The 26262-nt window shown below is 35.4% G+C and carries 24 protein-coding genes and 6 tRNA genes; 5 read left to right on the plus strand and 25 right to left on the minus strand.

The features are described from left to right. Nucleotides 1-124: 124 nt before the first annotated feature. From CSUIS19073_RS05910 to CSUIS19073_RS06020, 23 genes are all read right to left on the minus strand, one after another. A tRNA-Arg gene (locus tag CSUIS19073_RS05910) sits at nucleotides 125-201 on the minus strand. A 32-nt stretch (nucleotides 202-233) separates the two neighbouring features. Next, on the minus strand, nucleotides 234-2309 hold the full coding sequence (gene fusA, locus CSUIS19073_RS05915; protein WP_086242591.1) for an elongation factor G: 2076 nt from the start codon (nucleotides 2307-2309) through the stop codon (nucleotides 234-236). A gap of 12 nt (nucleotides 2310-2321) precedes the next feature. Next, nucleotides 2322-2792, minus strand: a complete 471-nt coding sequence (gene rpsG / locus CSUIS19073_RS05920; RefSeq protein WP_086232363.1) for a 30S ribosomal protein S7 — start codon at nucleotides 2790-2792, stop codon at nucleotides 2322-2324. 69 nt (nucleotides 2793-2861) lie between these two features. Beyond that, nucleotides 2862-3245 carry a 30S ribosomal protein S12 gene (gene rpsL / locus CSUIS19073_RS05925; protein WP_063998572.1) on the minus strand — a complete coding sequence of 128 codons (384 nt, stop codon included), beginning with the start codon at nucleotides 3243-3245 and terminating at the stop codon, nucleotides 2862-2864. Between the two features lie 235 nt (nucleotides 3246-3480). After that, nucleotides 3481-8004: a DNA-directed RNA polymerase subunit beta' gene (gene rpoC / locus CSUIS19073_RS05930; RefSeq protein WP_086242590.1), complete on the minus strand. Its 4524-nt coding sequence runs from the start codon at nucleotides 8002-8004 to the stop codon at nucleotides 3481-3483. Next, complete coding sequence (gene rpoB, locus CSUIS19073_RS05935; protein ID WP_086237862.1) at nucleotides 7997-12136, minus strand: DNA-directed RNA polymerase subunit beta; 4140 nt, start codon at nucleotides 12134-12136, stop codon at nucleotides 7997-7999. Before rpoB ends, rpoC begins: the two co-directional genes overlap by 8 nt. Before the next feature lie 96 nt (nucleotides 12137-12232). Beyond that, nucleotides 12233-12607, minus strand: a complete 375-nt coding sequence (gene rplL / locus CSUIS19073_RS05940) for a 50S ribosomal protein L7/L12 (protein ID WP_086224027.1) — start codon at nucleotides 12605-12607, stop codon at nucleotides 12233-12235. Between the two features lie 29 nt (nucleotides 12608-12636). Then, complete coding sequence (gene rplJ, locus CSUIS19073_RS05945) at nucleotides 12637-13122, minus strand: 50S ribosomal protein L10 (RefSeq protein WP_086237861.1); 486 nt, start codon at nucleotides 13120-13122, stop codon at nucleotides 12637-12639. A gap of 103 nt (nucleotides 13123-13225) precedes the next feature. Further along, nucleotides 13226-13930, minus strand: coding sequence for a 50S ribosomal protein L1 (gene rplA, locus CSUIS19073_RS05950; RefSeq protein ID WP_086237860.1), 705 nt, complete (start codon nucleotides 13928-13930; stop codon nucleotides 13226-13228). 56 nt (nucleotides 13931-13986) lie between these two features. Next, entirely contained in the window at nucleotides 13987-14412 is a 426-nt protein-coding gene (gene rplK, locus CSUIS19073_RS05955; protein WP_086237859.1) for a 50S ribosomal protein L11, read from the minus strand. Between the two features lie 11 nt (nucleotides 14413-14423). Next, nucleotides 14424-14954, minus strand: a complete 531-nt coding sequence (gene nusG, locus CSUIS19073_RS05960) for a transcription termination/antitermination protein NusG (RefSeq protein WP_086237858.1) — start codon at nucleotides 14952-14954, stop codon at nucleotides 14424-14426. A 9-nt stretch (nucleotides 14955-14963) separates the two neighbouring features. Continuing rightward, nucleotides 14964-15143 (minus strand): preprotein translocase subunit SecE, encoded by a 180-nt coding sequence (gene secE, locus CSUIS19073_RS05965; protein ID WP_086237857.1) that lies wholly within the window; start codon nucleotides 15141-15143, stop codon nucleotides 14964-14966. Between the two features lie 13 nt (nucleotides 15144-15156). Then, nucleotides 15157-15232, minus strand: a tRNA-Trp gene (locus CSUIS19073_RS05970). Nucleotides 15233-15256: 24 nt separating this feature from the next. Next, complete coding sequence (gene rpmG, locus CSUIS19073_RS05975) at nucleotides 15257-15424, minus strand: 50S ribosomal protein L33 (protein WP_086226555.1); 168 nt, start codon at nucleotides 15422-15424, stop codon at nucleotides 15257-15259. Nucleotides 15425-15470: 46 nt separating this feature from the next. Next, nucleotides 15471-16670 carry an elongation factor Tu gene (tuf, locus tag CSUIS19073_RS05980; protein WP_086237856.1) on the minus strand — a complete coding sequence of 400 codons (1200 nt, stop codon included), beginning with the start codon at nucleotides 16668-16670 and terminating at the stop codon, nucleotides 15471-15473. Nucleotides 16671-16737: 67 nt separating this feature from the next. Beyond that, nucleotides 16738-16812: transfer RNA gene (locus tag CSUIS19073_RS05985), tRNA-Thr, on the minus strand. A 140-nt stretch (nucleotides 16813-16952) separates the two neighbouring features. Further along, nucleotides 16953-17029: transfer RNA gene (locus CSUIS19073_RS05990), tRNA-Gly, on the minus strand. Between the two features lie 9 nt (nucleotides 17030-17038). Then, nucleotides 17039-17123: transfer RNA gene (locus tag CSUIS19073_RS05995), tRNA-Tyr, on the minus strand. Between the two features lie 57 nt (nucleotides 17124-17180). Then, nucleotides 17181-17256 (minus strand) — tRNA-Thr (locus tag CSUIS19073_RS06000). Between the two features lie 112 nt (nucleotides 17257-17368). Beyond that, a complete protein-coding gene (locus CSUIS19073_RS06005) occupies nucleotides 17369-18697 on the minus strand; it encodes a methyl-accepting chemotaxis protein (protein WP_086242589.1) in 1329 nt (442 codons plus the stop codon). Continuing rightward, entirely contained in the window at nucleotides 18636-19163 is a 528-nt protein-coding gene (locus CSUIS19073_RS06010; RefSeq protein ID WP_086242588.1) for a CHASE3 domain-containing protein, read from the minus strand. The genes CSUIS19073_RS06005 and CSUIS19073_RS06010 overlap by 62 nt, the downstream gene beginning before the upstream one ends. Nucleotides 19164-19298: 135 nt before the next feature. After that, nucleotides 19299-19787 carry a peptidylprolyl isomerase gene (locus CSUIS19073_RS06015; protein WP_086242587.1) on the minus strand — a complete coding sequence of 163 codons (489 nt, stop codon included), beginning with the start codon at nucleotides 19785-19787 and terminating at the stop codon, nucleotides 19299-19301. Nucleotides 19788-19797: 10 nt separating this feature from the next. Continuing rightward, nucleotides 19798-20505 (minus strand): YebC/PmpR family DNA-binding transcriptional regulator, encoded by a 708-nt coding sequence (locus tag CSUIS19073_RS06020; RefSeq protein ID WP_086237852.1) that lies wholly within the window; start codon nucleotides 20503-20505, stop codon nucleotides 19798-19800. Nucleotides 20506-20612: 107 nt separating this feature from the next. Here CSUIS19073_RS06020 and CSUIS19073_RS06025 point away from each other — a divergent pair, with 107 nt between their 5' ends. The 5 genes from CSUIS19073_RS06025 to CSUIS19073_RS06045 all read left to right on the plus strand — a co-directional run bounded on the left by CSUIS19073_RS06025 (nucleotide 20613) and on the right by CSUIS19073_RS06045 (nucleotide 24676). Beyond that, entirely contained in the window at nucleotides 20613-20816 is a 204-nt protein-coding gene (locus CSUIS19073_RS06025) for a heavy-metal-associated domain-containing protein (protein ID WP_086237851.1), read from the plus strand. Between the two features lie 8 nt (nucleotides 20817-20824). Continuing rightward, nucleotides 20825-22963 carry a heavy metal translocating P-type ATPase gene (locus tag CSUIS19073_RS06030; RefSeq protein WP_236845311.1) on the plus strand — a complete coding sequence of 713 codons (2139 nt, stop codon included), beginning with the start codon at nucleotides 20825-20827 and terminating at the stop codon, nucleotides 22961-22963. A gap of 163 nt (nucleotides 22964-23126) precedes the next feature. Then, the gene (locus CSUIS19073_RS06035) at nucleotides 23127-23678 is read left to right on the plus strand and encodes a hypothetical protein (protein WP_086237850.1); all 552 of its coding nucleotides are present in this window, start codon (nucleotides 23127-23129) and stop codon (nucleotides 23676-23678) included. Between the two features lie 22 nt (nucleotides 23679-23700). Then, nucleotides 23701-24480, plus strand: coding sequence for a prolipoprotein diacylglyceryl transferase (gene lgt / locus CSUIS19073_RS06040; RefSeq protein ID WP_086237865.1), 780 nt, complete (start codon nucleotides 23701-23703; stop codon nucleotides 24478-24480). Then, the gene (locus CSUIS19073_RS06045) at nucleotides 24437-24676 is read left to right on the plus strand and encodes a hypothetical protein (RefSeq protein ID WP_086237849.1); all 240 of its coding nucleotides are present in this window, start codon (nucleotides 24437-24439) and stop codon (nucleotides 24674-24676) included. The genes lgt and CSUIS19073_RS06045 overlap by 44 nt, the downstream gene beginning before the upstream one ends. Nucleotides 24677-24853: 177 nt before the next feature. On the opposite strand, the gene CSUIS19073_RS06050 is transcribed toward CSUIS19073_RS06045, so the two are convergent. Together CSUIS19073_RS06050 and CSUIS19073_RS06055 are read right to left on the minus strand one after the other, a co-directional pair. Continuing rightward, nucleotides 24854-25420, minus strand: coding sequence for a hypothetical protein (locus tag CSUIS19073_RS06050; protein WP_086237848.1), 567 nt, complete (start codon nucleotides 25418-25420; stop codon nucleotides 24854-24856). Then, nucleotides 25386-26261, minus strand: coding sequence for an MlaD family protein (locus tag CSUIS19073_RS06055; protein WP_086237847.1), 876 nt, complete (start codon nucleotides 26259-26261; stop codon nucleotides 25386-25388). Before CSUIS19073_RS06055 ends, CSUIS19073_RS06050 begins: the two co-directional genes overlap by 35 nt. Between the last annotated feature and the right edge of the window lies 1 nt (nucleotide 26262).

Consider the following 26262-nt stretch of genomic DNA (forward strand, 5'->3'; position numbering starts at 1 on the left):
GATTTTAAATATTTTTAAGAATATGCATAAATATAAAGATAATTTTTAATATTAAATTTGCCGCCATTTATACTAATGAAACACAAATAACTACAAGGTAATTTAAATAGAATAATTAATATAGTGGTCTCCCCAATAGGATTTGAACCTATGGCCTCAGAATTAGGAATTCTGCGCTCTATCCTGCTGAGCTATGAGGAGACAAACCTCGCACAAAGCGAGGTTAGGATATTTTAGCCGTTTCTTTTCTTAATTATTTCATCAGAAACATTTTTTGGAACTTCTTCATAGTGATCAAATTCCATTGAGTATGATGCACGACCTTGAGTTTGACTTCTTAAATCTGTTGAGTAACCAAACATCTCAGCAAGTGGGCAGAAAGCTGTAACTATTTTATTACCGCCTCTTTCATCCATTGAGTTGATTTGACCACGGCGTCTATTTAAATCGCCAATCACATCACCCATATACTCCTCTGGAGTTTCAACCTCAACCTTCATCATAGGCTCAAGGATAACAGCACCAGCCTTTCTAGCACCCTCTTTAAAGCCCATAGAAGCAGCAAGTTTAAACGCCATTTCAGATGAATCCACTTCATGGTAGCTACCATCAAATAGAGTAACCTTAACATCTTCAACTGGATACCCAGCAAGAACACCGCTTTGAAGTGCTTCATTACAACCTTTTTCAACGGCAGGAATATACTCTTTTGGAACAACCCCACCTTTAATATCATTGACAAATTCAAATCCACTACCTGGTTCAAGTGGCTCAAGACGCAAATATACATGACCATATTGTCCGCGACCACCTGATTGCTTAGCATATTTATACTCTTGCTCAACTGTCTTTTTAATAGTTTCGCGGTAAGCAACTTGCGGTTGTCCCACTTCAGCTTCTACTTTAAATTCTCTTAGCATCCTATCAACGATAATTTCAAGATGCAATTCACCCATACCAGCGATGATTGTCTGACCGCTCTCTTCATCAGTGCTAACTCTAAAGCTTGGATCTTCTTGAGCTAATTTACCTAAGGCTATACCCATTTTTTCTTGGTCAGCTTTAGTTTTTGGCTCAACCGCAACACTGATAACTGGCTCTGGGAAGTCCATTCTCTCTAAGATAACTTTATCTTTTTCACTTGCTAGAGTATCGCCTGTTAAAGTATCTTTAAGACCAACTACAGCACCAATTTCACCCGCATAAAGAACTTTAATCTCTTCTCGTTTATTTGAGTGCATTTTTAATAGACGACCAATTCTCTCTTTTTTATCTTTTGTTGAGTTGTAAGCATAACTTCCACTCTCAAGCTGTCCTCTATAAACCCTTACGAATGTAAGCTGTCCTACAAATGGGTCAGTCATAATCTTAAACGCAAGACCGGCAAATTCGCCATTATCAGTGCTATCTACGATCACTTCTGAGCCATCTTCCATCTCGCCTCTAATAGCCTCAACCTCATCAGGAGCCGGTAAGTAATCAACAACCGCATCAAGTAGTGGCTGAACGCCCTTATTTTTAAAAGCAGTACCACAAAGCATAGGTATAATCGTCATAGACAAACAACCAGCTTTAAGACCCTTTTTAATCTCTTCGTTTGTTAGCTCTTCACCGCCAAAAAATTTCTCCATCAAAGCATCATCAGTCTCAGCAACGGCTTCAATCATTTTGTTGCGATACTCTTGAGCTTTTTCTTGTAATTCAGCTGGAATATCCTTTTCTACATAATCTGTTGGCTTGGTATCATCTTCCCAAACAATAGCCTTCATTTTGATTAGATCAACTACACCTTTAAACTCATCTTCAGCACCAATTGGAATTTGAATAGGCACTGGATTTGCTTTTAAGCGGTTTTTAATCTGCTCTTCAACATTATAAAAATTAGCACCGATTCTATCCATCTTATTTACAAATACCATTCTTGGAACGCGATATTTGTTTGCTTGTCTCCAAACAGTTTCACTTTGAGGCTGAACTCCGCCAACAGCACAAAATACAGCTACAGCACCATCAAGAACACGCATAGATCTCTCAACTTCAATAGTAAAATCAACGTGTCCTGGAGTGTCTATAAGGTTGATTTGATGGTTTTTCCAAAAACAAGTTGTAGCAGCAGAAGTAATAGTAATACCACGCTCTTTTTCTTGCTCCATCCAGTCCATAGTAGCAGCACCATCATGAACTTCGCCAATCTTATGACTCATACCAGTAAAAAATAGAATTCTCTCACTAGTTGTGGTCTTACCAGCATCAATGTGTGCGGCAATACCTATGTTTCTAACCATATTTAATGGAGTTTTTCTAGACATAAGCTCTCCTTATTACCAGCGATAGTGAGCAAATGCTTTATTAGCTTCTGCCATTTTATAAGTATCTTCTTTTTTCTTAAATGAAGCACCTTTTGAATTTGACGCATCTAGCAATTCAGCGGCTAATTTTTCTATCATAGTTCTTTCGCTTCTTTTGCGAGCAAAGCTAATAATCCAGCGGATCGCTAAGGCTTGTTGGCGAGCTGGGCGGACTTCTACTGGCACTTGATATGTAGCACCACCTACACGGCGAGATTTAACCTCCATAATAGGTTTTACATTATCGATAGCGCTATTAAATACATCTATACCTTTTAGCTCTCCACCTTTAGAATCAATAGCTTTTAAAGCGCCATACATAATCTGTGTAGCTACACTTTTTTTGCCATCATACATAAGTGAATTAATAAATTTAGTTATAACTTTATTGCCATAAATTGGATCAGGCATTACTTCCCTAACTGGGGCTTTTCTTCTTCTCATAACTTTCCTTCAAATTTAAATTTTACTCAAACTAAGCCATATCTAAGGGCTAGTCTGCGTCCTAAAAGATTACTTTTTAGCTTCTTTTGGGCGTTTAGCACCATATTTAGATCTAGATACAGTTCTTTTGGCCACGCCCGCTGTATCAAGCGCACCACGGACAATATGATATTTAACACCTGGTAAGTCTTTTACCCTACCGCCACGCACTAGCACGATACTGTGCTCTTGTAGATTGTGACCTTCACCGCCTATATAGCTGATAACTTCAAATCCACTTGTTAGCCTTACTTTGGCAACTTTTCTCAAAGCTGAGTTTGGTTTTTTAGGAGTTGTTGTATAAACTCTAGTGCAAACTCCTCTTCTTTGAGGACACTCTTTTAACGCTGGTGATTTAGACTTTACGATCACTTTTTTGCGTTCTTTTCTGACCAATTGATTAATGGTTGGCACAATTTTTCCTTTCAACTAAATTTATTAAAAAGTCGCTATTTTACTCAAATTTTACTTAATTTAATATGAAATATACGCATTGAAAATCAGTAACTGGCAATTAAATGTATATAATAAATTATTTATTTATCTATTTTTTAGAATAATTTATTGCGAATTTTTGGTAAATTAGCATTTATTTTTAAGCAAAATTTGGATCCATAGACCCAAATTTTACTAAGTTATATAAAGTTAATTAATTATTATACTTCATCTTAATCTTTTTATCTTGATAAAGCCCAGTACCAACTGGTATCATACGACCTAAAATTACATTTTCTTTTAGATCTTCAAGATAGTCAAATTTAGCCGCTATACTAGCTTCGGTAAGCACTTTAGTAGTCTCTTGGAATGAGGCTGCTGAAATGACACTATCACTACCAATAGCTGCTCTAGTAACACCAAGAAGTACAGGCTCAGCAATAGCAGGCTCACCGCCCATTTTGATGATTTTCTCATTCTCTTCACGGAATTTACGGCGGCTAACCATATCTCCCACAATAAAATTCGTATCACCACTATCGATAATCTTAATCTGTCTTAGCATTTGTGATACGATAATCTCAATATGCTTATCGCTAATAGCAACCCCTTGAGAGCGATAGACTTGCTGAATTTCGCTAATCAGATATCCGTGAAGTGCCTTTTCTCCAAGTATTCTTAAGACATCGTGACTACTTACTAAACCATCTGTTAATTTCTCTCCAGCATGGACAAACTCGCCATCACGGACTTGAATTTGCCTTGATTTATCTATTAAATACTCAGCCGTTGTGCCATCTTCTGCTATTATTACCACTCTTTCTTTAGCACGAAGTGGCTTTTCAAATTTAATCACACCATCAATTTCAGCTATAATAGCCGTATTTTTAGGGCGACGCGCTTCAAATAGCTCTGATACTCTAGGAAGACCACCGGTAATATCTTTTGATTTAGCTACAGCTTTTGGCGTTTTAGCTATGGTATCGGCTCTATTTACTTTAGCTCCATCTTTGACAAATATCGCAGTTTTTGGCTCTAGTTGATAACGGATCAATTTACCATTATCGGTAGTTATAACTATTGTAGGTTTAACCCCACTTGGCAAATACTCATTGATAACTAGCCTACTCTCGCCTGTTGCTTCATCATATTGCTCAGTTACGCTATATCCTGGCTCTATATCTTCATATACCACTATACCAGCTTCTTCGGCGATTACAGGATTTGAGTATGGATCCCACTCTGCTATAACTAGCTTAGAATCAGCTTGAGGCTTAGCTAGTATATCAGTAGATGCAACATTAGAGCTATCATCAAATTCAATTACGCTATTGCGTGGGATATAGTGACGCACAGCCTCTCTATCGTCTTCATCAGCGATAACGACAAATAGGCCTTTTTCTTTTACTATATCGCCTTTTTTAATCTCTTTAATTCTCTCTAGATAATCCCCTTTTAAGATATAGTATTTTAGCACACCATGTGCACTAGCTACAATCTCTTGAGTTACTGGATCGCCATCGGCTACCTTAATCTCACTAGCAAATGGAATACGATTTGGGATATTCCACCCATCTTTAATCATCTCTACAATGCTCTCATTTTCTTTGACTTTATCGCCTTTTGAGTATGGAATGTAGAATTTACCATCTATCTTACCGCTTACGCCAGCTAACTCATTTGGTTTGGCTAAGTCATGTTTTCTTAAAACATACTTAACTTCATCTTTTTTACCTGTTATAGTGATATTTACATCTTCGTGAGCTATCTCAATATCTATAACACCATCAAATGGAGCTTTAATCTTTGGCTCGACTAATAATATAGCCGCATTACGCCTATTAATAACTATAGATTTGCCATTATTTTCATAAGTTTTAAGATTATAATATCTGATAAAGCCCTCTTTTTGCGCTACAATTTGTCTATCTTGCTGCTCTGTTGATGCGGTTCCACCAATATGGAAAGTCCTTAGCGTTAGCTGAGTACCAGGCTCACCAATTGATTGAGCAGAGATAATTCCTACTGCTTCGCCTGGTTTTACTAGCTTGCCTTCGCCTAGGTTAATACCATAACACTTGGCACACACGCCCTTTGGTGCTTTGCAAGTAATAGGAGTTCTAATACTAATTGATTTAATACCAGCATCGACAATTACCCTAACCTTAGTCTCATCGATTAAAGTGCCCTCTGTGTATAAAATTTCATTAGTAATAGGATCTATAACATCATCGCTTAAGACTCTACCTAGGGCTCTTTCTTCTAAGCTCTCAATCAATTCACCATTTTCAGTAATCTCAGTGATCTCAACACCCTCATGGGTGCCACAATCTTCCATAGTAACTTTCACATTTTGTGCTACATCTATTAGCTTTCTTGTTAGATACCCAGCATTTGCGGTCTTAAGTGCAGTATCAGCAAGACCTTTTCTGGCACCATGGGTTGAGATAAAATACTCAAGCACATTTAGACCTTCACGGAAATTTGAAGTAATCGGCGTTTCGATGATCGAGCCATCAGGTTTAGCCATAAGACCACGCATACCAGCAAGCTGACGAATTTGAGCCGCACTACCCCTAGCACCACTATCAGCCATCATATAAATAGAGTTAAATCCACTCTTGTCATTTTTAATGAGCTTCATCATATCGCTTGCTACTTTATTATTTGTATCTGTCCATATATCAACAATTTTATTATATCTTTCTGAATCAGTAAGCAAACCTGAGCCATATTGATTTTGAATTTCACGAACTCTTTTTTTAGCTTCATCTACATATGAGTATTTGCTATCAGATACTATTATATCAGCTATTGAGATACTCACACCAGCTTTAGTAGCATATCTAAAGCCAAGATTTTTAAGCTTATCTAAAAATCCAGCAGTTGATTCTAAACCACCATTTTTATAGACATAATCAACTAAATTTGCTATGTCTTTTTTCTTCATAACTTTATTCCACATATTCTCAGGAACTGAATTTTCGCCTAAATCAGGTAGGATTGATTTGATAATTAATCTACCAGCTGTTGTAAATACAGTCCTACCATCTACCATTGTTTTAATCTTAGCGTGCAGATCAAGGAAATGGGTCTCAACTGCTATCATAACTTCATCAATGCTAGCAAAAATTTTATTTGATCCTATTACATCTACTTTTTCAAGGCTTAGATAGTAAATTCCCAAAACCATATCTTGGCTAGGGACAGTTACAGCCTTACCACTTGCTGGGAGTAAGATATTCATAGAGCTAAGCATTAAAATTTTACACTCAGCAATCGCCTCTTGAGATAAAGGGACATGAACGGCCATTTGGTCGCCATCGAAGTCTGCGTTAAAAGCTGAACAAACAAGAGGGTGGAGCTGAATAGCCTTACCCTCTATCAATACTGGGTGGAATGCCTGAATAGACATCTTATGCAGGGTTGGTGCTCTATTTAACAATACTGGATGATCAGCAACAACCTCTTCAAGGCACTCCCAAACCTCATTTGTCTTATCCTCTATCATTTTTTTAGCTAATTTTACATTTGTAGCATAGCCTTTTTCTTCAAGACGCGCCAAAAGATGCGGTTTAAACAGCTCAAGAGCCATCTTTTTAGGAAGACCACATTGATCCATTCTAAGTCTAGGTCCAACAACAATAACACTACGACCAGAGAAATCCACCCTTTTACCAAGTAGATTTTGTCTAAAGCGTCCTTGCTTACCTTTAATAATCTCGCTTAGAGATTTTAACGGGCGTTTATTCGCACCTTTTACGGCATTTGCTCGTCTGCCATTATCAAATAGAGCATCTACTGATTCTTGAAGCATTCTCTTCTCATTGCGGATAATGATCTCTGGCGCATCAAGCTCCATAAGTCTTTTTAAACGCGCGTTTCTATTTATAACACGGCGATAAAGATCATTGACATCGCTAACAGCGAATTTACCGCCATCAAGGCTAACTAATGGTCGAAGGTCTGGTGGGAGCACAGGCAGATTAGTTATCATCATCCATTCAGGGCGATTACCTGAATTTAAAAAGCTCTCAACTACCTTTAATCTCTTTACAATGCTCTTTTTCTTAGCTTCGCTATTTGTGCTATCTATTTCTACTTTTAACTGATCTAAGATAGTTACTAAATCCAAATTTTCAAGCATATCACGAATGACTTCGCCGCCCATTCTAGCTTTAAATCCACTCTCAGCAAATCTCTGTTCTAAAAGTATATATTGCTCTTCATTTAAGACATCATACAATTCAACTTTTTTACTATTTTCATTATCATAGTATGCTTCACCTGGATTTTCTACTATATATGCTTCATAGTATAATACACGCTCTAAATCTTTCATCTTTATACCAAGAAGTGTTCCAATGCGACTTGGAAGTGAATTTACATACCAAATATGAGCCACTGGAGTAACTAGCTCTATATGTCCCATTCTAGAGCGCCTGACTTTAGAGCTTGTGATTTCAACTCCACATTTTTCGCACTTAATGCCTTTATATCGCATCTTTTTATACTTACCGCATAAGCACTCATAATCTCTAATAGGCCCAAATATTTTAGCACAAAATAGACCATCTCTTTCTGGTTTTAGCGTCCTATAATTTATGGTTTCAGGCTTTTTAACCTCACCATGACTCCAAGCTTTTATACGCTCAGGACTAGCTAATCTTAATTTAAATGCCTCAAAATCTCTTGGTCTTGCATCTTCTTTAATCTCTATAGGTTTTAACTCACTCATTATTACTATCCTCATCGTAAATTTCAACATCTAACGCTAGAGATTTTAGCTCATTTGTTAAAACAAAAAATGTCTCTGGAATACCAGTACTTGGGACATTTTCTCCTTTGGTTAATGCCTTATAAGCTAACCATCTACCCTCAACATCATCAGATTTGACAGTTAGTATCTCTCTTAGAGTATGAGCAGCACCATAAGCCTCTAAAGCCCAAACTTCCATCTCTCCAAATCTCTGACCACCGCTTAAGGCTTTACCGCCGACTGGTTGCTGTGTCACTAAACTATATGGTCCCGTGCTTCTAGCATGGACTTTTTCATCAACTAAGTGATGAAGTTTTAGCATATACATACAACCGACATTTACACGCTCAGCCATCTTAGATCCAGTTCTACCATCATATAGCTCTGTTTTGCCATCCATATCGATTTTTGCCATCTCAAATAGCTTATTAAATTCTTCTGGCTTAACCCCTTCAAATATCGGAGTAGCAAACCTTACACCACTAGCCCAATCCCTTGCATACTCAATTAGCTTATCATCATCAATTTTTTCTAACATAGCTTTAGCGTCCATTAGTCTTGATACGCTAGCTATCTCAATCATTTTAGATCTTAACTCTTTAATCCACTCTTTTGATTTTCTATCAAAAATTTCTTGAATTTGTTCACCAAGTCTCATACCTACAAGACCTAGATGGCTTTCTAAAATTTGACCGATATTCATACGGCTAGGAACGCCTAGTGGATTTAATACAATATCAACCGATCTACCATCTGGCAAATATGGCATATCCACGTCAGGGACAATATTTGATACAATACCCTTATTACCATGGCGACCCGCCATTTTATCTCCGACTTTTAACTTTCGTTTAGTAGCCACATACACCTTCACAAGCTTCACTACACCACTTGGTAAAATATCATCTTTTTCTAAAATTTCAAGCTTAGCATCATGTTCATCTTTTAGCTTTTTCTTCTCATTTTGAAAATAAGCCTTCATATCCTCATAGCTTTTTTGCACATCTTTATTGAAGTTTTTTACATATGAATTTAAGGTAAATCTATTTATATTGGCTAGATCTTCTTTTTTGATCTTTTGACCTTTTTTATATGTAGTTTTACCTACTTCTAGCTCACTTTGAAGTTCATTACTAGCTAACAAGGCAGTAACTCTTAACATCTCTTCGCGATCAAGCATTAAAAGTCTATCGTGATGCTCTTTTTCTAAAATATTTTTTTCATCTTCATAAGCTTGAAATGATCTTGAGTCTTTTTCATACCCTTTTTTAGTAAAGATTTTAACATCAATTACCACCCCTTCCATACTAGCTGGAGCATATAAAGATTTATTTACCACATGACCGGCCTTCTCACCAAATATAGCCCTTAGAAGTCTCTCTTCTGGGGTTGGCTTGACTTCACCTTTTGGAGATACCTTACCTACTAAGATCATACCTGGTTTTATATGAGTTCCGATTTTTACGATACCACTCTCATCTAAGTGCTCGATCTCCTCTTCTTTCATATTAGGAATATCTCTAGTAATCTCCTCTACACCATCTTTAAGCTCTCTAGCTTCAATCTCTTTTTCATAAATATGAACGCTAGTAAAAGCGTCAGTGCGAATCATTCTTTCGCTCATTACGATGGCATCTTCATAGTTATATCCATTCCATGGCATAAATGCGATCAGTGCGTTTTTACCAATTGCTAACTCACCTTGATCCATACTAGAGCCATCAGCTATTATTTGACCAGCCTCTACTTTTTGACCTTTTTTAACGATTGGATATTGGCTAAATGTCGTATTTTGGTTGGTACGCATATTTTTTTCCATAGTATATTGATCTATATATGGACCATTCTCATCTTCGCCTAAAATAAATATATTTTTATTATCAACTTTTTCAATAACACCGCCTCGTTTTGCTTTAATAGCCTCCCAAGCATCACGAGCAACTATAGCCTCCATACCAGTCCCAACAATAGGAGCAGTAGATTTTAAAAGCGGCACAGCTTGACGCTGCATATTTGAGCCCATCAAGGCGCGGTTAGCATCATCGTGTTCTAAAAATGGGATTAAAGAGGCAGCTACGCCCATTACCATCCCACTACAAAGGTCAATTAGAGTAACATCATCTCTCTTAGCAAGAATCATCTCGCCATCTTGTCTAACCTCTATTAAATCCTCAGCTATCACACCATTTTCATCTAAAATTGTAGAAGCTGGAGCTATGATATGTCCTTCTTCTTGAGTTGCGGTAAGATATACAATCTCATTTGTAACCTTACCATTTTCTACCTTGCGATATGGGGATTCTACAAAGCCAAGATCATTTACCTTCGCATATGTAGAAAGAGTGTTTATAAGACCGATATTTTGACCTTCTGGAGTCTCAACTGGGCAAATTCTACCATAGTGAGTTGGATGGACATCACGAACTTCAAATCCAGCTCTCTCTTTTACCAAGCCTCCTTCGCCAAGTGCTGATAATCTGCGTTTATGCGTAATCTCGCTAAGCGGATTTGTCTGATCCATAAACTGACTTAACTGACCGCCAGTGAAAAACTCCATAATAGTTGTAGTTATCATCTTAGGATTTACTAAATCATAAGGCATAATCTCATCAATGTTATTGCTAAGGCTTGTGAATTTATCTCTAATAGCTTTTTGCATCTTGACAAAACCAAGATGAAGCTCATTAGCCAAAAGCTCACCAATAGAGCGAATACGACGATTACCTAAGTGATCTCTATCATCGATATAGCCTTGACCATTTTTAACTTTGATGAGATATTTGGCAGTTTTGATAATATCCTCATTTGTCAAAACTGTAACATAATCAGGTGCATTTAAACCTAATTTATGGTTCATCTTCATACGGCCAACTTTGGTTAAATCATATCTCTCTGGATTAAAAAATAGATCATTAACAAAGCTTCTAGCAGCCTCTTTAACCACAGGCTCACCAGGGCGCATTACCTTATAAATTCTAATTGCGGCTAGATCGTTTTCATCCTCTACACTTTCAGTTTGCTTAAGTAGCTTTAAAGTCTCATAATCTTGTAAAAATGAGTTAATAATAGCATCATCGACGCCATTTGCCAAATCATTAGCAATCTCAATACTATCTTGCTCATTGGCTATTTTAGCTATTTTACTCTCATCAAGCTGAGTAAGAGTATCATATAAAACTTCGCCACTATCTTTATCTATAACTGGACTAGCTAAATATCTATTTACCAGTGTTTCAAGTGGATATTCGATGAATTTAAGGCCATCCTCTATTAATTTATCAGCTTTTTTTCTAGTTAATCTTTTACCAGCTTGATGTAAAATATTACCATTTTCATCTTTTATATCATAATCAACTCTACCAGTAAAATCATCTGGATTAAATTCCACTAAAAATTTATTATTTTGAATTTTTAGAGTTTGCATAGGATAAAATAGTTTGACGATATCTTGCTTTTTATACCCTAAAGCTCTAAATAAGATGGTTATAGGAACCTTGCGACGCTTATTAATACGGACATATAATACATCTTTAGTATCATACTCAAAATATAACCAAGAGCCACGATCTGGAATAATTTGAGCTGTATATATCAATTTATTTACAACTGTAGGGCTCTCTTCTTCTTTGAAAATAACACCAGGACTTCTGTGTAATTGATTGACTACAACTCTTTCAACACCATTAATAATAAATGAGATTCTATCAGTCATCAAAGGAATTTCGCGAACAAATATCTCTTGTTCTTTTATATCTTTTACCCCGATTTTCTCACCTGTTTTTTCATCTCTATCATGAACTATTAATCTAATTTTTATTTTTAAATTTACAGAATATGTCAAACCTCTTTCCATACACTCTCTAATTGTGTATCTAGGCTTACCTATCTCGCTACTGACATACTCAAGTGAAAGTCTATTTTGCGGATCGTGGATAGGAAAAATAGATTTAAATACTTTTTCGATTCCGCTTTCAGTTTGTGAATTATCAAGATTTAAAAAATGATCAAAACTCTTTTTTTGTAATTGTAATAAATTTGGAACATCAATCTCTTTAGCAACATTAGAAAAATCTACTCTAAGACGATTTCCAGAATAAAGGCTATTTAACATTTTACTACCTCTATAGAATAGTTAATTGAAAGAAAGTTGCAAAAACAACAAGTGGATTGGAAGCGAGTATCTCTCTCGCTTCTACAAAATTGTAAATTATTTAAGTTCTACTTTAGCGCCAGCTTCTTCAAGTTGTTTTTTAGCTGCTTCAGCTTCTTCTTTACTTGCACCCTCTTTAAGAACTGATGGAGTACCTTCTACAGCATCTTTAGCCTCTTTTAGACCAAGACCAGTTAAAGCACGAACAACTTTAATTACTTCTATTTTTTTAGCACCGCTATCAACTAAAACGATATTAAAATCAGTTTTCTCTTCAGCAGCTTCAGCAGCACCACCAGCAACAGCGCCAGCTACCATTACTGGAGCAGCACTTACACCAAATTTTTCTTCAAATTCTTTTACTAATTCGCTTAGCTCAAGAACTGATAAATTTGAGATAAATTCTAATACATCTTCTTTAGTAATTGCCATTTTAATTCTCCTAAATTTTATTTTTTAAATTAAGCAGATTGCTCTTTTTTCTCTTTAAGCGCATTTAATCCAATAGTGAAATTTTGAATTGGGGCATTCCAAACTTGTAATAGCATAGCAATAAGCTCATCGCGAGACGGCATTTTTGACAATGCAACAACTTTAGAAGCAGGTGCAACTTCACCATCGATATAAGCTGTTTTAATCTTAAATAGATCTTTATTAACTTCTTCAAATTTAGCTACAACTTTACTAACCGCTAATTGATCATCGCCCCATACAAAAATATTTGTATCTTTAAGCTCCATACCATCTTTAGCAGAGTTATTTAAAGCTATTTTAGCTAAAGTATTTTTAATAACTTGAACTTTAACATTTTGCTCTCTAGCAGCATTTCTAAGAGCTTCAAGTTTTTTAACACTTAAACCTCTATAGTCACAAACTACTATAGCTTCACTAGCTTTAAATTCAGCCTCAAGGTTTGAAATAATTTCAGCTTTTTCGTTTCTAGTCATTTTCATTCTCCTTTCCGACCGGCGATTTCAAGCAGAGAGAGTGAAAAATCACTCAATTAAGCATACGCCTCGGCTATCTCCAATCTAAGATAAAAATATTTAATTATTTAAGATCCATAAGCTCTTGAGTTTCAAGAGATATTGATGGACTCATTGTCAAAGATAGTGCAGCAGATTTGATATATTTACCTTTTGCGGCTGCTGGTTTATGTTTATTTATCATTTTGATAAAGGCAGTAATATTCTCATTTAATTGCTCTTTTGTAAAGCTAACTTTACCAAGACCAGCGTGGATATTTCCTTGCTTATCAACACGGAAATTTACTTGACCACCTTTAGCATTTTTAACAGCTTGAGCAACATCCATAGTTACAGTGCCAGTTTTAGGGTTTGGCATTAAACCTTTAGGTCCTAAAAGACGACCTATTTTGCCAACTAATCCCATTAAATTTGGAGTAGCAATAAGCACATCAAAGTTAATAACACCTTTAGCGATCTCATCAACAAAATCCTCAGCACCCACAATATCAGCACCAGCAGCTTTAGCCTCATCAGCCTTAGCATCTTTAGCTATTACGGCCACTCTTACAGTCTTACCAGTACCAGCAGGTAAAACCACTGAACCACGAACCATCTGATCTGCATGTCTAGGATCCACATTTAATTTAAGTGCTATTTCAACTGTTTCATCAAATTTTGCTGAAGCTAGTGTTTTAACTGTAGATACAGCCTCATCTAAATTATAAATTTTATTTGAATCTACTTTTTTTAGTAATTCTGTAAATCTCTTTGTAGTTTTTTTTGACATTAATTTCTCCGCATTTTTAAAGTGCTACCACTAATTTAAAATCCTAGTGGTAAGGATTAATCTACTATGGTTATACCCATAGAACGAGCTGAACCAGCTATAATCTTAGCAGCTTGCTCTCTATCTTTAGTATTCATATCAACTATTTTTTTATCTACTATCTCAAGTATCTGAGCCTTAGTTAATTGACCTACTTTATTTTTAAGCGGATTATCCGCACCTTTTGTAATACCCGCAGCTTTTTTGATTAAATCTGTTGCTGGTGGTTGCTTTGTAATAAATGTAAAGCTTTTATCAGCATAAACAGTGATAACAACTGGGATATTATAACCAGCCATATCTTTTGTTCTTTCATTAAATGCCTTACAAAACTCCATAATATTAACGCCTTGCTGACCCAAAGCAGGACCAACTGGCGGACTTGGATTTGCTTTTGTAGCTGCAATTTGCAGTTTAATTTCGCCTACAACTTTTTTAGCCATAAACTATCTCCTTAGACTATCTTTTCAACTTGTGAATACATAATTTCTACAGGCGTACTTCTACCAAATATAGATACATTTAATCGAAGTTTGCCATGAACCATATCATACTCTTCTACAGTGGCATTAAAATTAGCAAATGGACCATCAGTAACACGAACAGTCTCGCCAGTTTCAAATGAAATTTTTGGCTTAGGAGCTGCTCTTTTATTAACCTTTTCTAAAATAAGATTTATATCTTTATCGCTTAAAGGTGTTGGTTTTTTTGCTTCACCGATAAATCTACCAACCTTAGGAAGAGACTGAATCTTGTGCCAAAGTGCAGTATCAAGATCTAAATGTGCAAAAGCATAACCTGGATATAAACTTCTCTCATTAATCTTTTGCTTTCCATTTTTAATCTCAATAACATCTTCTGTAGGAACAATAACCTCTAAAAGTTGCTCCTCAATACCATGATCTTTAACTAAATTTTCAATGGCTCTTTTGACACTCATCTCACTACCTGCATAAGTCTGAATAGCATACCATTTATGTGCCATAACAATTCCTTATACAAGTTTAGATACAGAAAAAGACATAATTAAATCAACCAAGGCTAAAAATAGAGAAACCACAGTTACAACAGCAAAAACTGTTATAAAAGCATTTCTAATTTGCTCTTTGGTAGGAAATATAACCTTGCCAATCTCTGCTCGTGATAATTTTAAATAACTTATAAACTTTTCCATACCTAACCTCTTGTGGCAGGGCAGGAGGGATTCGAACCCCCAACCATCGGATTTGGAATCCGGCGCTCTACCGTTGGAGCTACTGCCCTATATAATACAGCTAAGAAGTTAGCTTATTTTAGCTTAACTTCTTTATGAACTGTATGTTTTTTTAATCTTGGACAATATTTTTTAAGCTCTAACTTTTCAGTTTTTGTTTTGCTATTTTTGGTTGTTGTGTAATTAATGTCATTACATTCAGAACATTTTAAACCAATTTTAACTCTATTTGCACTTGCCATATTTTTTCCTTAAAATTGGTGTGAAAATTCACACCAATAAGTTAAATTACTTAATAATTTTAGATACAACACCAGAACCAACAGTTCTACCACCCTCACGGATAGCAAATCTTGTACCTTCTTCTAGTGCAACTGGAGCGATAAGCTCAACAGTAATTTTAAGGTTATCACCAGGCATAACCATCTCTGTACCTTCAGGTAGAGTTATTGAACCAGTAACATCTGTTGTTCTAACATAAAATTGCGGTCTATAGTTGTTAAAGAATGGAGTATGGCGACCACCTTCTTCTTTAGTTAAGATATACACTTCGCCTTCAAATTGTGTATGTGGAGTGATAGATTTTGGCTTACATAAAACCATACCTCTCTCAACATCCTCTTTTTTAGTACCTCTTAGTAGAACGCCAACATTATCGCCAGCTTCACCTTGATCCATCTCTTTTCTAAACATTTCAACGCCAGTTACTGTTGTTGTTTGAGTATCGCGGATACCTACAATTTCAATAGTATCGCCAACTTTAACAACACCTTTTTCAATTCTACCTGTAACAACTGTACCACGACCAGAGATTGAAAATACATCCTCAATTGGCATTAGGAAGTCTTTATCTGTAGCACGAACTGGAGTTGGGATATAGCTATCAACTGCATCCATAAGAGCCATAATCTTAGCTGACCACTCGCCATCATTACCAGCTTTAGCCTCTTCAAGCGCTTGAAGAGCAGAACCGCTAATAATTGGAGTATCATCACCTGGAAAATCATATTCGCTTAGAAGTTCGCGAATTTCCATTTCAACTAACTCTAAAAGTTCAGCATCATCAACCATATCAGCTTTATTCATAAAGACAACGATATATGGAACACCAACTTGGCGAGATAGTAGAATGTGCTCACGAGTTTGTGGCATTGGACCATCAGCTGCAGATACAACTAAGATAGCACCATCCATTTGAGCAGCACCTGTAATCATATTTTTTACATAGTCAGCGTGGCCTGGACAATCGACATGCGCATAGTGGCGATTAGTTGTTTCATACTCAATGTGAGAAGTAGCAATTGTAATACCTCTCTCTTTTTCTTCTGGAGCGTTATCGATATTATCATAATCTTTAAGCTCTGCAAGACCTTTTCTTGATAAAACAGCAGAAATAGCAGCTGTTAATGTAGTTTTACCATGGTCAACATGACCGATAGTACCAATATTTACGTGTGGCTTATTTCTTGAAAACTTCTCTTTAGCCATTGTATCCTCCGTTATAAAATTCAACTTTTATAGTTTGTATCTTTTGTATTTCTTATTTTAACTTTTATGGAGCTCATAGCGGGACTTGAACCCGCGACCTCTTCCTTACCAAGGAAGTGCTCTACCTCTGAGCCATATGAGCGTTTCTAAAAAATGGAAACTTCAGCTTGGCAAAACAGAGTTATACTAAAATTAATACAAACACCAAAAACTAAAAATGACTAAGAATAACTGTAGATATAGAATATAAATTCAAAAAGACAGCTCCCAGTCAAATCCAAATGGAGCGGGAAACGGGACTCGAACCCGCGACCCTCAGCTTGGAAGGCTGATGCTCTAGCCAACTGAGCTACTCCCGCGTATAGCAATGGTGGTGAGACGTGGATTCGAACCACGGAAGACATAGTCAGCAGATTTACAGTCTGCCCTCGTTGGCCGCTTGAGTATCTCACCCTAAAAATAGATAAAAAATGATTGCTATATATATCTGGTCAAACACTGTAAAGATAATGGAGCTGGTGAACGGAATCGAACCGCCGACCTACTGCTTACAAGGCAGTTGCTCTACCGGCTGAGCTACACCAGCACCTTTAACTTTTGAGCTGGAATTATATCTAATTTTATATGGTTTGTCAAGAGTTTTTATAAAGAATTTTAATTTTTTTTGCCGACATTTTATAGTCGGCAAAATTTTGGAATTAAAATTTATTTTTATTTATATTAGAAAGCATATCTTCGCTCATTTTCTCTACTTCATTTGATATATCAGCTATTTTGGTTGTTTCTATGTGATTTTGCTCTGTGCCATTTCTTATAGTGCTCATCGCTTCGTTAATTTGATTAATAGCAGCAGTTTGCTCATGAATGCTAGAACTCATATCGCTGATACTTTGAGTTAGAATATTTACATTAGCCTCAATCTCGGTTAGAGATTTACCAGTTTTTTCAGCTAGAGTTCGCACCTCATCAGCAACTACTGAAAATCCCCTGCCATGTTCGCCTGCACGGGCTGCTTCTATAGCTGCATTTAAAGCAAGTAGATTGGTCTGTTCTGCTATATCTTTTATTATAGTAATAATATTTTTAATATCGCCACTTTGTTTGATAACCTCATCAGCTCTTTCATTTATAGAATTCATTGAGCTACTTAATTCTTCTACGGCTGTGGCACTCTCTTGCAATGAGCCAACTTGGAGTTTGGAGTAATCATTTAATTTATTTACCCCATCTTTCATATTATGCGACGCTTCATATAGAGTTTGGCTCGATTTTTGCGATAGATTAAGCATAGCCACAGTCGCATCTCCTAGCCCATTTATGCCATCTACCATTTTAAGAAGGTAGTGTTTTAAATTCTCGCTTGAGGCTCTTTGAGTATAATCTCGCTCTGAGTATTTAGCTATAATTTTTACAATCTCATTTATATTCTTCTCAAGTGTTAATGCCATATTATTTAATGTCTCTTGTAGTTTTTTCATTAAAGGAGAGTTGCAATCGCTATTTAATCTAATATCAAAACTACCTTGAGATAGCTCTCTTAATGTATTTACTGTATCATTTATAAATTTTCGTTCAGAGCTAATTTGAGTGCGTAAATTTAATATATTTTGATTGATCATCTTAGCTATTACGCCAAATTCATCTTTGGAGTTTATATTTATAGTTTTACAATCTTCTTTTTCGCTGCCTAAGAAAGCAAAAAATCCTCTAAGACCATCGCTGACTATCTCGATTTGACCAATCTTTTTACGAAGTAAAATAGAGCCTAATACAATTACTGTGATATTAATGATAAATAGACCAATTACTATGTTAAAATATAGTGATGATTTATCAATTTTAGATTGGACTTCGCTATTAGTTCTTTGCTTTAGCATTACAAAAAATTCATCAATAGGCTCCATAATTTTAGCCTTTTGTATATGATACTCTTTAGAGTGAGTAAGGCTCATAGCTAGTTCTTTATTAGGCTGCCCTATAGCATACCCCCCCATTAGACTCATCAGCAAATTTACCCATAACGGCATTCATCGCCTTAATCTCTATATCAACTAAATTATTTGATCGTTTTTCTGACTCTTTGAGCTTATCAAGTTCAGCTTGACTAAAGCCTAAATTTTGCATTTTTTGAGTTAAAGAGATCATCTCTTTACTATCAGGGCGCGGTTTAACACCACTAGATGCTACAAAATCCCAATAAATTCTCTCATACTCAACTGGGCGTGGCGCTTTGCCACTTCTAATATCTAAAATAGCATTATATTGATCAATGTAGCTACTATCGCCTGTTACGCTATATGTGCGTACAAGTCTCGTTAAATCATCTGAGCTTTGGCGAAGTTCATCAGCAAGCAAATATGATTGATACCTTTTCTCATTAGCACTAATCAACTCATCTTGCACCCCCATTACACCTAAAATAGCTACCAAATTTAGCGCAATAGCAACAATAATCACACCAAAAATAAGATAAAACAAGGTAGTAAATTTCATGCAAATCCTTTAACTTATAAATTTGATTTACATTATGGTACTGATATTGAAATTAAATACTGCTTAATATTATAAAAGTATTAGTAATTTATTATAAATTTAAGCGTGGTAAAATCACGCTTAAATAGTGATATTTTATAAACTCTCTTTAATCTCTATTGTATTTATTTTATCGCCTTGTTTAATTGCATCTAAAACACTTTTGCTATCATCATCAATTAGGTCTCCAAATATTGTATGGACGCCATTTAGATGTGGTTGAGAGCTATGACAGACGAAAAATTGACTACCACCTGTATCTCTTCCAGCGTGTGCCATACTTAGGCTACCTCTTTCGTGTTTGCGTTTTTGACCTACGCATTCGCACTTTATTCTCCAGCCAGGTCCGCCAACTCCATTGCCATATGGACAACCGCCTTGGATAACGAAATTTGGGATAACTCTATGAAAATTAAGTCCATCATAAAATCCAGATTTGGCTAATTCTACGAAGTTAGCCACAGTTTGTGGGGCTTCATCTGGATATAGCTTGGCTACCATATCGCCTTTATCAGTTTTAATAACTGCGAATTTACACTTAGCTAACTCATTGCTATCTATATTATATACTTTCAATTTTTCCATTAATTCTCCTTTACTCTATATTTGTATATACAGCTTGTACATCATCGTCATCATCAAGCTTATCTAAAAGCTTCTCAATCTCGCCAAGCTCTTCATCATTAAGCGTGATTGTGGAATTTGGAATATACTGCAAACTGCCTTTTTTTAGAGTTAAATTACACTTCTCAATCCCATCACTAAGTGTGCCAAAGCTCTTATAATCGCCATATATCATCAGGCTATTTTCGCCCTTTTCTAAAAGCTCAAGACCATAATCAATCAGCTCCAACTCCAACTCTTCAAGATCGCTATTTGGCACCCCTACTTCAAACACTGCTTTACGACTAAACATAAAACTAAGGCTACCACTTGGCAATATCTCGCCGCCATTTTTATTAAATATCGCTTTGACATTTGCTACTGTTCTAGTGGCATTATCAGTAGCTGCTTCTACGATAATTTGCACTCCGTGAGCGGCCTTGCCATCGTAAAATATAGTTTTAATATCGCTACTATCTTTTCCACTTGCTCTTTTTATAGCTGCGTCAATATTATCTTTTGGCATATTTTGAGCTTTGGCTGTAGCTATGGCTGAGCGGAGTTTTGGGTTCATATCTGGGTCGCTTCCACCCTCTTTAGCTGCTACTGTGATGGCTTTGGCTAGTTTTGGAAATAGCTTACTCATCTTATCCCATCTAGCTTCTTTACTAGCTCTTCTATACTCAAATGCTCGTCCCATTTTTGTCCTTTTGGATTTTATAAAGCGTGAATTATAGCAAAAAATCGTTAAATTTTAATTAGCTATATAGTTATATAATTTTTGAAATTTAATTCTAGGATAAAGTTGTGAAATTTGAAGTTAAAAATATCAATTGTCAAAGTTGTGTAAATTTGATTAAAAACTCCCTTGAAGATGAATTTGGAAAGATTGATATTGATCTATCTTGTGAGCCAAAAATTCTTACCATAGATATAAATAGTGATGAGATTAAGGCTAAATTTATAGATGAGCTAAATGAGCTTGGTTTTGAAGTTATTAAAGAAATTTAGGAATTTACTTGAATAAGATTGAGCTAAAAATTAGCGGAATGAGCTGTGTAAATTGTGCAAATTCCATCGCCAAATCTGCCTTAAAAATACCAGGAATTAAATCTGCAAATATCGATTTTAACACTCATTGCGGTGTATTTGAATATGACAAAGAGGATAATATCCAAGCACTTAAAGATAAGATTATTAAGCTTGGATTTAGCATACAAAGTAGTCAAAGTGATTTAGAAATAGCCCAAAAAAAGGAGCTAAAAAGCTACCAAAATAAATTTATAATCTCCATAATTATAAGCGTGATTTTAATGTGGATAGAGATGAGCCAGTATGATTTAGCGTGGTTAATGGCTATTTTGGCCGCTATTGGGGTGTTTTATTGTGGATTTGGGTTTTATTGGCATGCTATAAAAAGCTTAAAAGAGCGAAATTATGATATGAATGTATTGATATTTTTAGGCACTTTTTGTGCTTTTTGCTACTCTATTTTTGCGACAATTTTTAATAGCTATATCCCATTGAATTTAAACTACCTCTACTTTAGCGGTGCGACTATGATTATCTCTTTTGTCTTGCTTGGTAGATACCTAGAGAGTAAGGCTAAAGCTATGGCTTCATCGCATCTAAAAGCCTTAATCGACCTAAGTCCAGCCAAAGCCTTTATCATCACAAGCGATGGCAGTGCTAAGGAGATAGTAGCAAGTAAGCTTAAAATTGGTGATATAGTTTTAGTCAAAACAGGCTCCATAATCCCATGCGATGGGGTGATAAAAAATGGTGGAGCTGAGATTGATACAAGTGCTATAAATGGCGAGAGTCTGCCTGTTTATCGCAGTATAGCTCAAGAGGTTTATAGTGGGACTTTGGTTTGTAATGGCCATATACTAATAAAAGTTACTAAAAGCCCAAATTCAACCCTCCTAGCACAGATATTAGAGCTTATACAAACCGCAGCGAGCAAAAAATTAGCCATATCCAAACTAGCAGATAAAATATCAAATATTTTCGTCCCTAGCATAGTGGCTATAGCGGTGGTTACATTTTGTATATGGGCGATTATGGGTATGCCATTTCAAGGTGCTTTGAGTGCGATTTGTGTGCTAATAATCTCATGCCCTTGCGCACTTGGACTTGCTACTCCAATTGCTATAGTTTGTGCTATATCTTTAGCCTTAAAACACTCCATTTTAATCAAAAATCCAGCAGCTCTAGAGCAGTTTAGCAATCTCAAATTTGCTGTATTTGATAAAACTGGAACAATCACAACTGGCGATATTAGCGTGATAGAGACAAATTTAAATAAAGAGAGCTTATCTTTAGTAGCTAGCATTTCATCATTAAACTCTCATCCAATCTCAAAAGCAATAGCACAATACGCAAAAGAGCTTGTAGATACCAAATTTCAAGCTAAATTTGAGTATATCAGTGGGCTTGGGATTAAAGGCGATAGTATTTTAATTGGTAATGAGAGATTATTAAGCTTAAATTCAGTATTCATAGATGAAAATAATAAAGCTATAATAGAGCAAAAAATAGAAGTCGGATATGGCATAGTTCTAGTAGCAATAGGTGGCGAGTTTAGCGGATATATCACAATTAGCGATACTATAAAACCTGAGGCAAAAGAGATTATAGATACTCTAAAATCACAAAATATCACCCCTGTTATCCTAAGTGGAGATAACCAAAAAATAAGCAACGAAGTAGCCAAAAAGCTTGGAATAGAGATGGTATATAGCGAGGTTTTACCACAGCAAAAATATGAGATTATAGAGAGATTAAAAAAGTCTGGCAAGGTCGCTTTCATCGCTGATGGGATCAATGACGCGGCTGCTTTGAAAAGTGCTGATATATCAATAGCGATGAATTCTGGGAGTGATCTAGCTAAAAATAGTGCGGATATAATCTTAATGCAAAATAATCTAAATGGCGTGATAAAAAGCATAAATTTAGCCAAAAAAAGTAGCGATACCATAAAGCAAAATTTGATATGGGCATTTGGCTATAATGCCATTTGTATCCCTATTGCCGCTGGGGTTTTGGAGCCATCTTTTGGAATTCATCTTACACCTATGTGGGCGGCATTTGCTATGAGTCTTAGCTCTATTAGCGTAGTTTTAAACTCACTAAGATTAAAGCTTAGTAAAATTTAATTATCTTTATTCACTTTAATCTTGATGCGTTTTTATCAATACGATAGTAAAATTGATAACGCTATAATCGAAATTCAAAAAAATATGGTATAGATGCGATCAAAGGTTTGTCTGAGTTTTAAGCAAAATTTAGCTAAAATCAGCCAAAAATTTAAGGAAATTTATGAAAGTAGCTGACGCATACTCCATGATTTGTATGATTTTTGCAACTAATTTTGCAAATGCCATCACAGATGAAGCTCTTAAAAAACTAAAGCCAAATTGGGTTTTAAAAACACAAAATCCAGAAAATGCTAAAGGCAATGAGCTTTTAGCCAAAACCTTATCGCATTGCACTGCTAGCGAGATTGTAGCGGATTTAGATAGCTTTAAGGGTGCTTGTTCTTTAAAATTTTTTAAGCAAATCAGCGATGAAGATATTAATAATTTTTATAAACAGATAAATTTTAATAAGCCTTTTTCGCACCTTCGAGATACGCATATATCCAATATGTTTTCACTTCTTGGAGTGATATTTAAAAATGACACAAATGATAAAACCCACGCTTTGCTAGGGCTGTATTTGGTAGATTTTTTCCTTCCTAGCCTTATACTATTTGCTAAATTTTTAAGATATAACGCCAAAACGCCATATTATCAAGCTATGGCTGAATTGATAATAGACTTCATCAAAACAATTAAGGTAAATTTGGGGCTTAAAATTGATATTAAATAGCTGGAATTTAATCTATTTAAATATGAACCCAGTGGCATTTAGCCTATTTGGAATAAATGTGCATTGGTATGGAATTATGTATGTTTTAGCCCTATTAATCGCACTTTGGGCTGCTAAATATTTTGTCAAAAAAGATAAGATTGCTATCTCAAATTCACTTTTGGACAGCTATTTTTTTTGGGTTGAGATTGGCGTAATTTTGGGAGCTAGAATAGGATATATCATCATATATGACCCAAATACACTATACTACCTTACTCATCCATGGCAGATATTTAATCCCTTTGCTAATGGTGAATTTGTAGGGATTAGAGGTATGAGCTATCATGGTGCGGTGATCGGATTTGTCGTTGCTACCTTGCTATTTTGCCGTGTATTTAAACAAAATATACTTTTATATTTAGACCTTGTGGCTATTAGTGTGCCTTTGGGTTATATATTTGGCAGGATTGGTAACTTTTTAAATCAAGAGTTAATAGGTCGTGTAACGGATGTAAGCTGGGGTGTGATGAGTGCTGGAGCGCTTCGCCATCCTAGTCAGATATATGAAGCTGTGCTTGAAGGGGTGGCGATATTTATTATTTTATACCTTTATAGGCGTTATAAGAGATTTAATGGCGAATTAATCGCCCTTTATGCTATGCTTTATCCGATTATGCGATTTATCTGTGAATTTTATAGAGAGCCTGATTTTGGTATTGGGTTTGTAGCATTTGGGCTAAGTATGGGGCAAATTCTATCTATTATTATGTTTGGTTTTGGTCTTTGGCTATACTTTTGGCTTAAATTTACTAAAAAATAGAGGCCGATATAGTGGCAATGATAATTTAGCCACTTTAAGCTATTTAAATTCAAAAAAGGGGACAAAATTTACTAGCTTTAAACAGCCAAGCGGTGGTAGTTGGATGGTTGTGGGTATGGGAATTATCGCTACTTTAGAACAAGTGGATATGGAGACTTGTCAAAAAGAGATCGTAGAGACTGTAAAACCTGAATAATAATCTCTCAAGCCTAAATTTCTAGGCTTGATTTTATAATATTGTTTAAATTCAGCTTTACAATATTAGCTAGATTTAGTATAACCTTACGCTAATATTAATTTAACCACCTTAATCTATATAAAAATAGCAAAATATCTCACCGCAAATAGCATTATCAACAGATCAAATTTAAATTTATAATCCCAATACCAAGCTATGAATACGCTCTAAAGCCTTGTTTAAGGCTAAATTTAAAGCACTTATAGGGTTGGCTTCATAATCTTGCTGGATTGTTACTATATCGCTTAATACCATCTTATCGCCATCTTTTAGCTCTAAAGCAATCTGGATAAAAGCATAATCATCTCTAATACTCATCTCAATTATATTTAAGCCAAGTTGCAATTTCGCTTGGCTACTTAGCTTTAAATGGCAGTTATTATATAGATATAGCTCAAAGGCCTTCTTAAGCATATCTTTTGGGCTGGAGATATATTTTACATTTTCCATTTTAGATATATTAATACCATCTTTAATGATAATATCTCTGCTATCGTAGCCATTTTGTACCTTGATATATGATAATTGTATAAATGTATCCGCTCGTCTATCGCAAATTAAATTTTTATTACTCTCATCATATCCAAGCTCGTAGTAATCTAATTTTGAAGCATCTTTAGCCAGGCAGCCACTTAGGATAAATGCTAAAACTAAACTTGCAAAAATTCTACTTATCATCTCTATTTTTAAAGAAAAACTCATAAGGATTATCCTCCAAATTATTTAAATTATTTTTTATCTGAATTAATAGATCATTTAGCTGCGAAATGCTATCAGTGGCTAAATTCAAAGTCGGGGCAACGATGGATTTAAAATCCATTTGTCCATCTTTGACCCTACTATCAATACTAGCCCAAGTCCCACCTACGCTATTTATAGTTTTATCTAAATTTAAAATCACATTTTGTAAATTTGCCCCATTTAAATCGCTAGTTATACCATTTATGTTTGATATAATATTATCAATTTTCTCCAAATTTTCATAACTTGCTATGACATTCATAAGCGAATTTAGACGATCAATCGAATTTATCAATTTATCTATATTCTCTTGCTTTAAAGATATATCAATCTTATTTGCAATCCTATCTAAGCTATCTGTCAAATTTGCCGTTTTAGAGCCAATTTTATCTAATAAGCCCTCACCCATCATAAGCTCGGCTCGCTCTTTTTTATCAAATACCCTAGCCTCATCGCTACCTTTTGTGATATTAATATGAGCAATCCCGCTAATACCAGATCTCTCTACAATGGCTTTGCTATCGATTTTTATAGGTAAATTATCATCTACGCTAAGCCAAATTTCAATAGTAGCTAGACTTGGATTGCTAAAATAAATATCCTTCACATATCCTACTGGAACCCCTATAAAGCGAACTTCGCTATCTTTTTTAATCCCATTTGGTAGCTCCTTTGTAACGATATAATAATCTCTCATATCCTTACCATTATGCCCTTGCATAAAGAGTAAAAACACCCCCATAAAGCCAACAACTAAGCAAAAAAATAGCCCGACTATAAAGTATGAATTTCTATTTTCCATA

Source organism: Campylobacter sp. RM19073, assembly GCF_024723495.1.
Lineage (GTDB): Bacteria > Campylobacterota > Campylobacteria > Campylobacterales > Campylobacteraceae > Campylobacter > Campylobacter porcelli.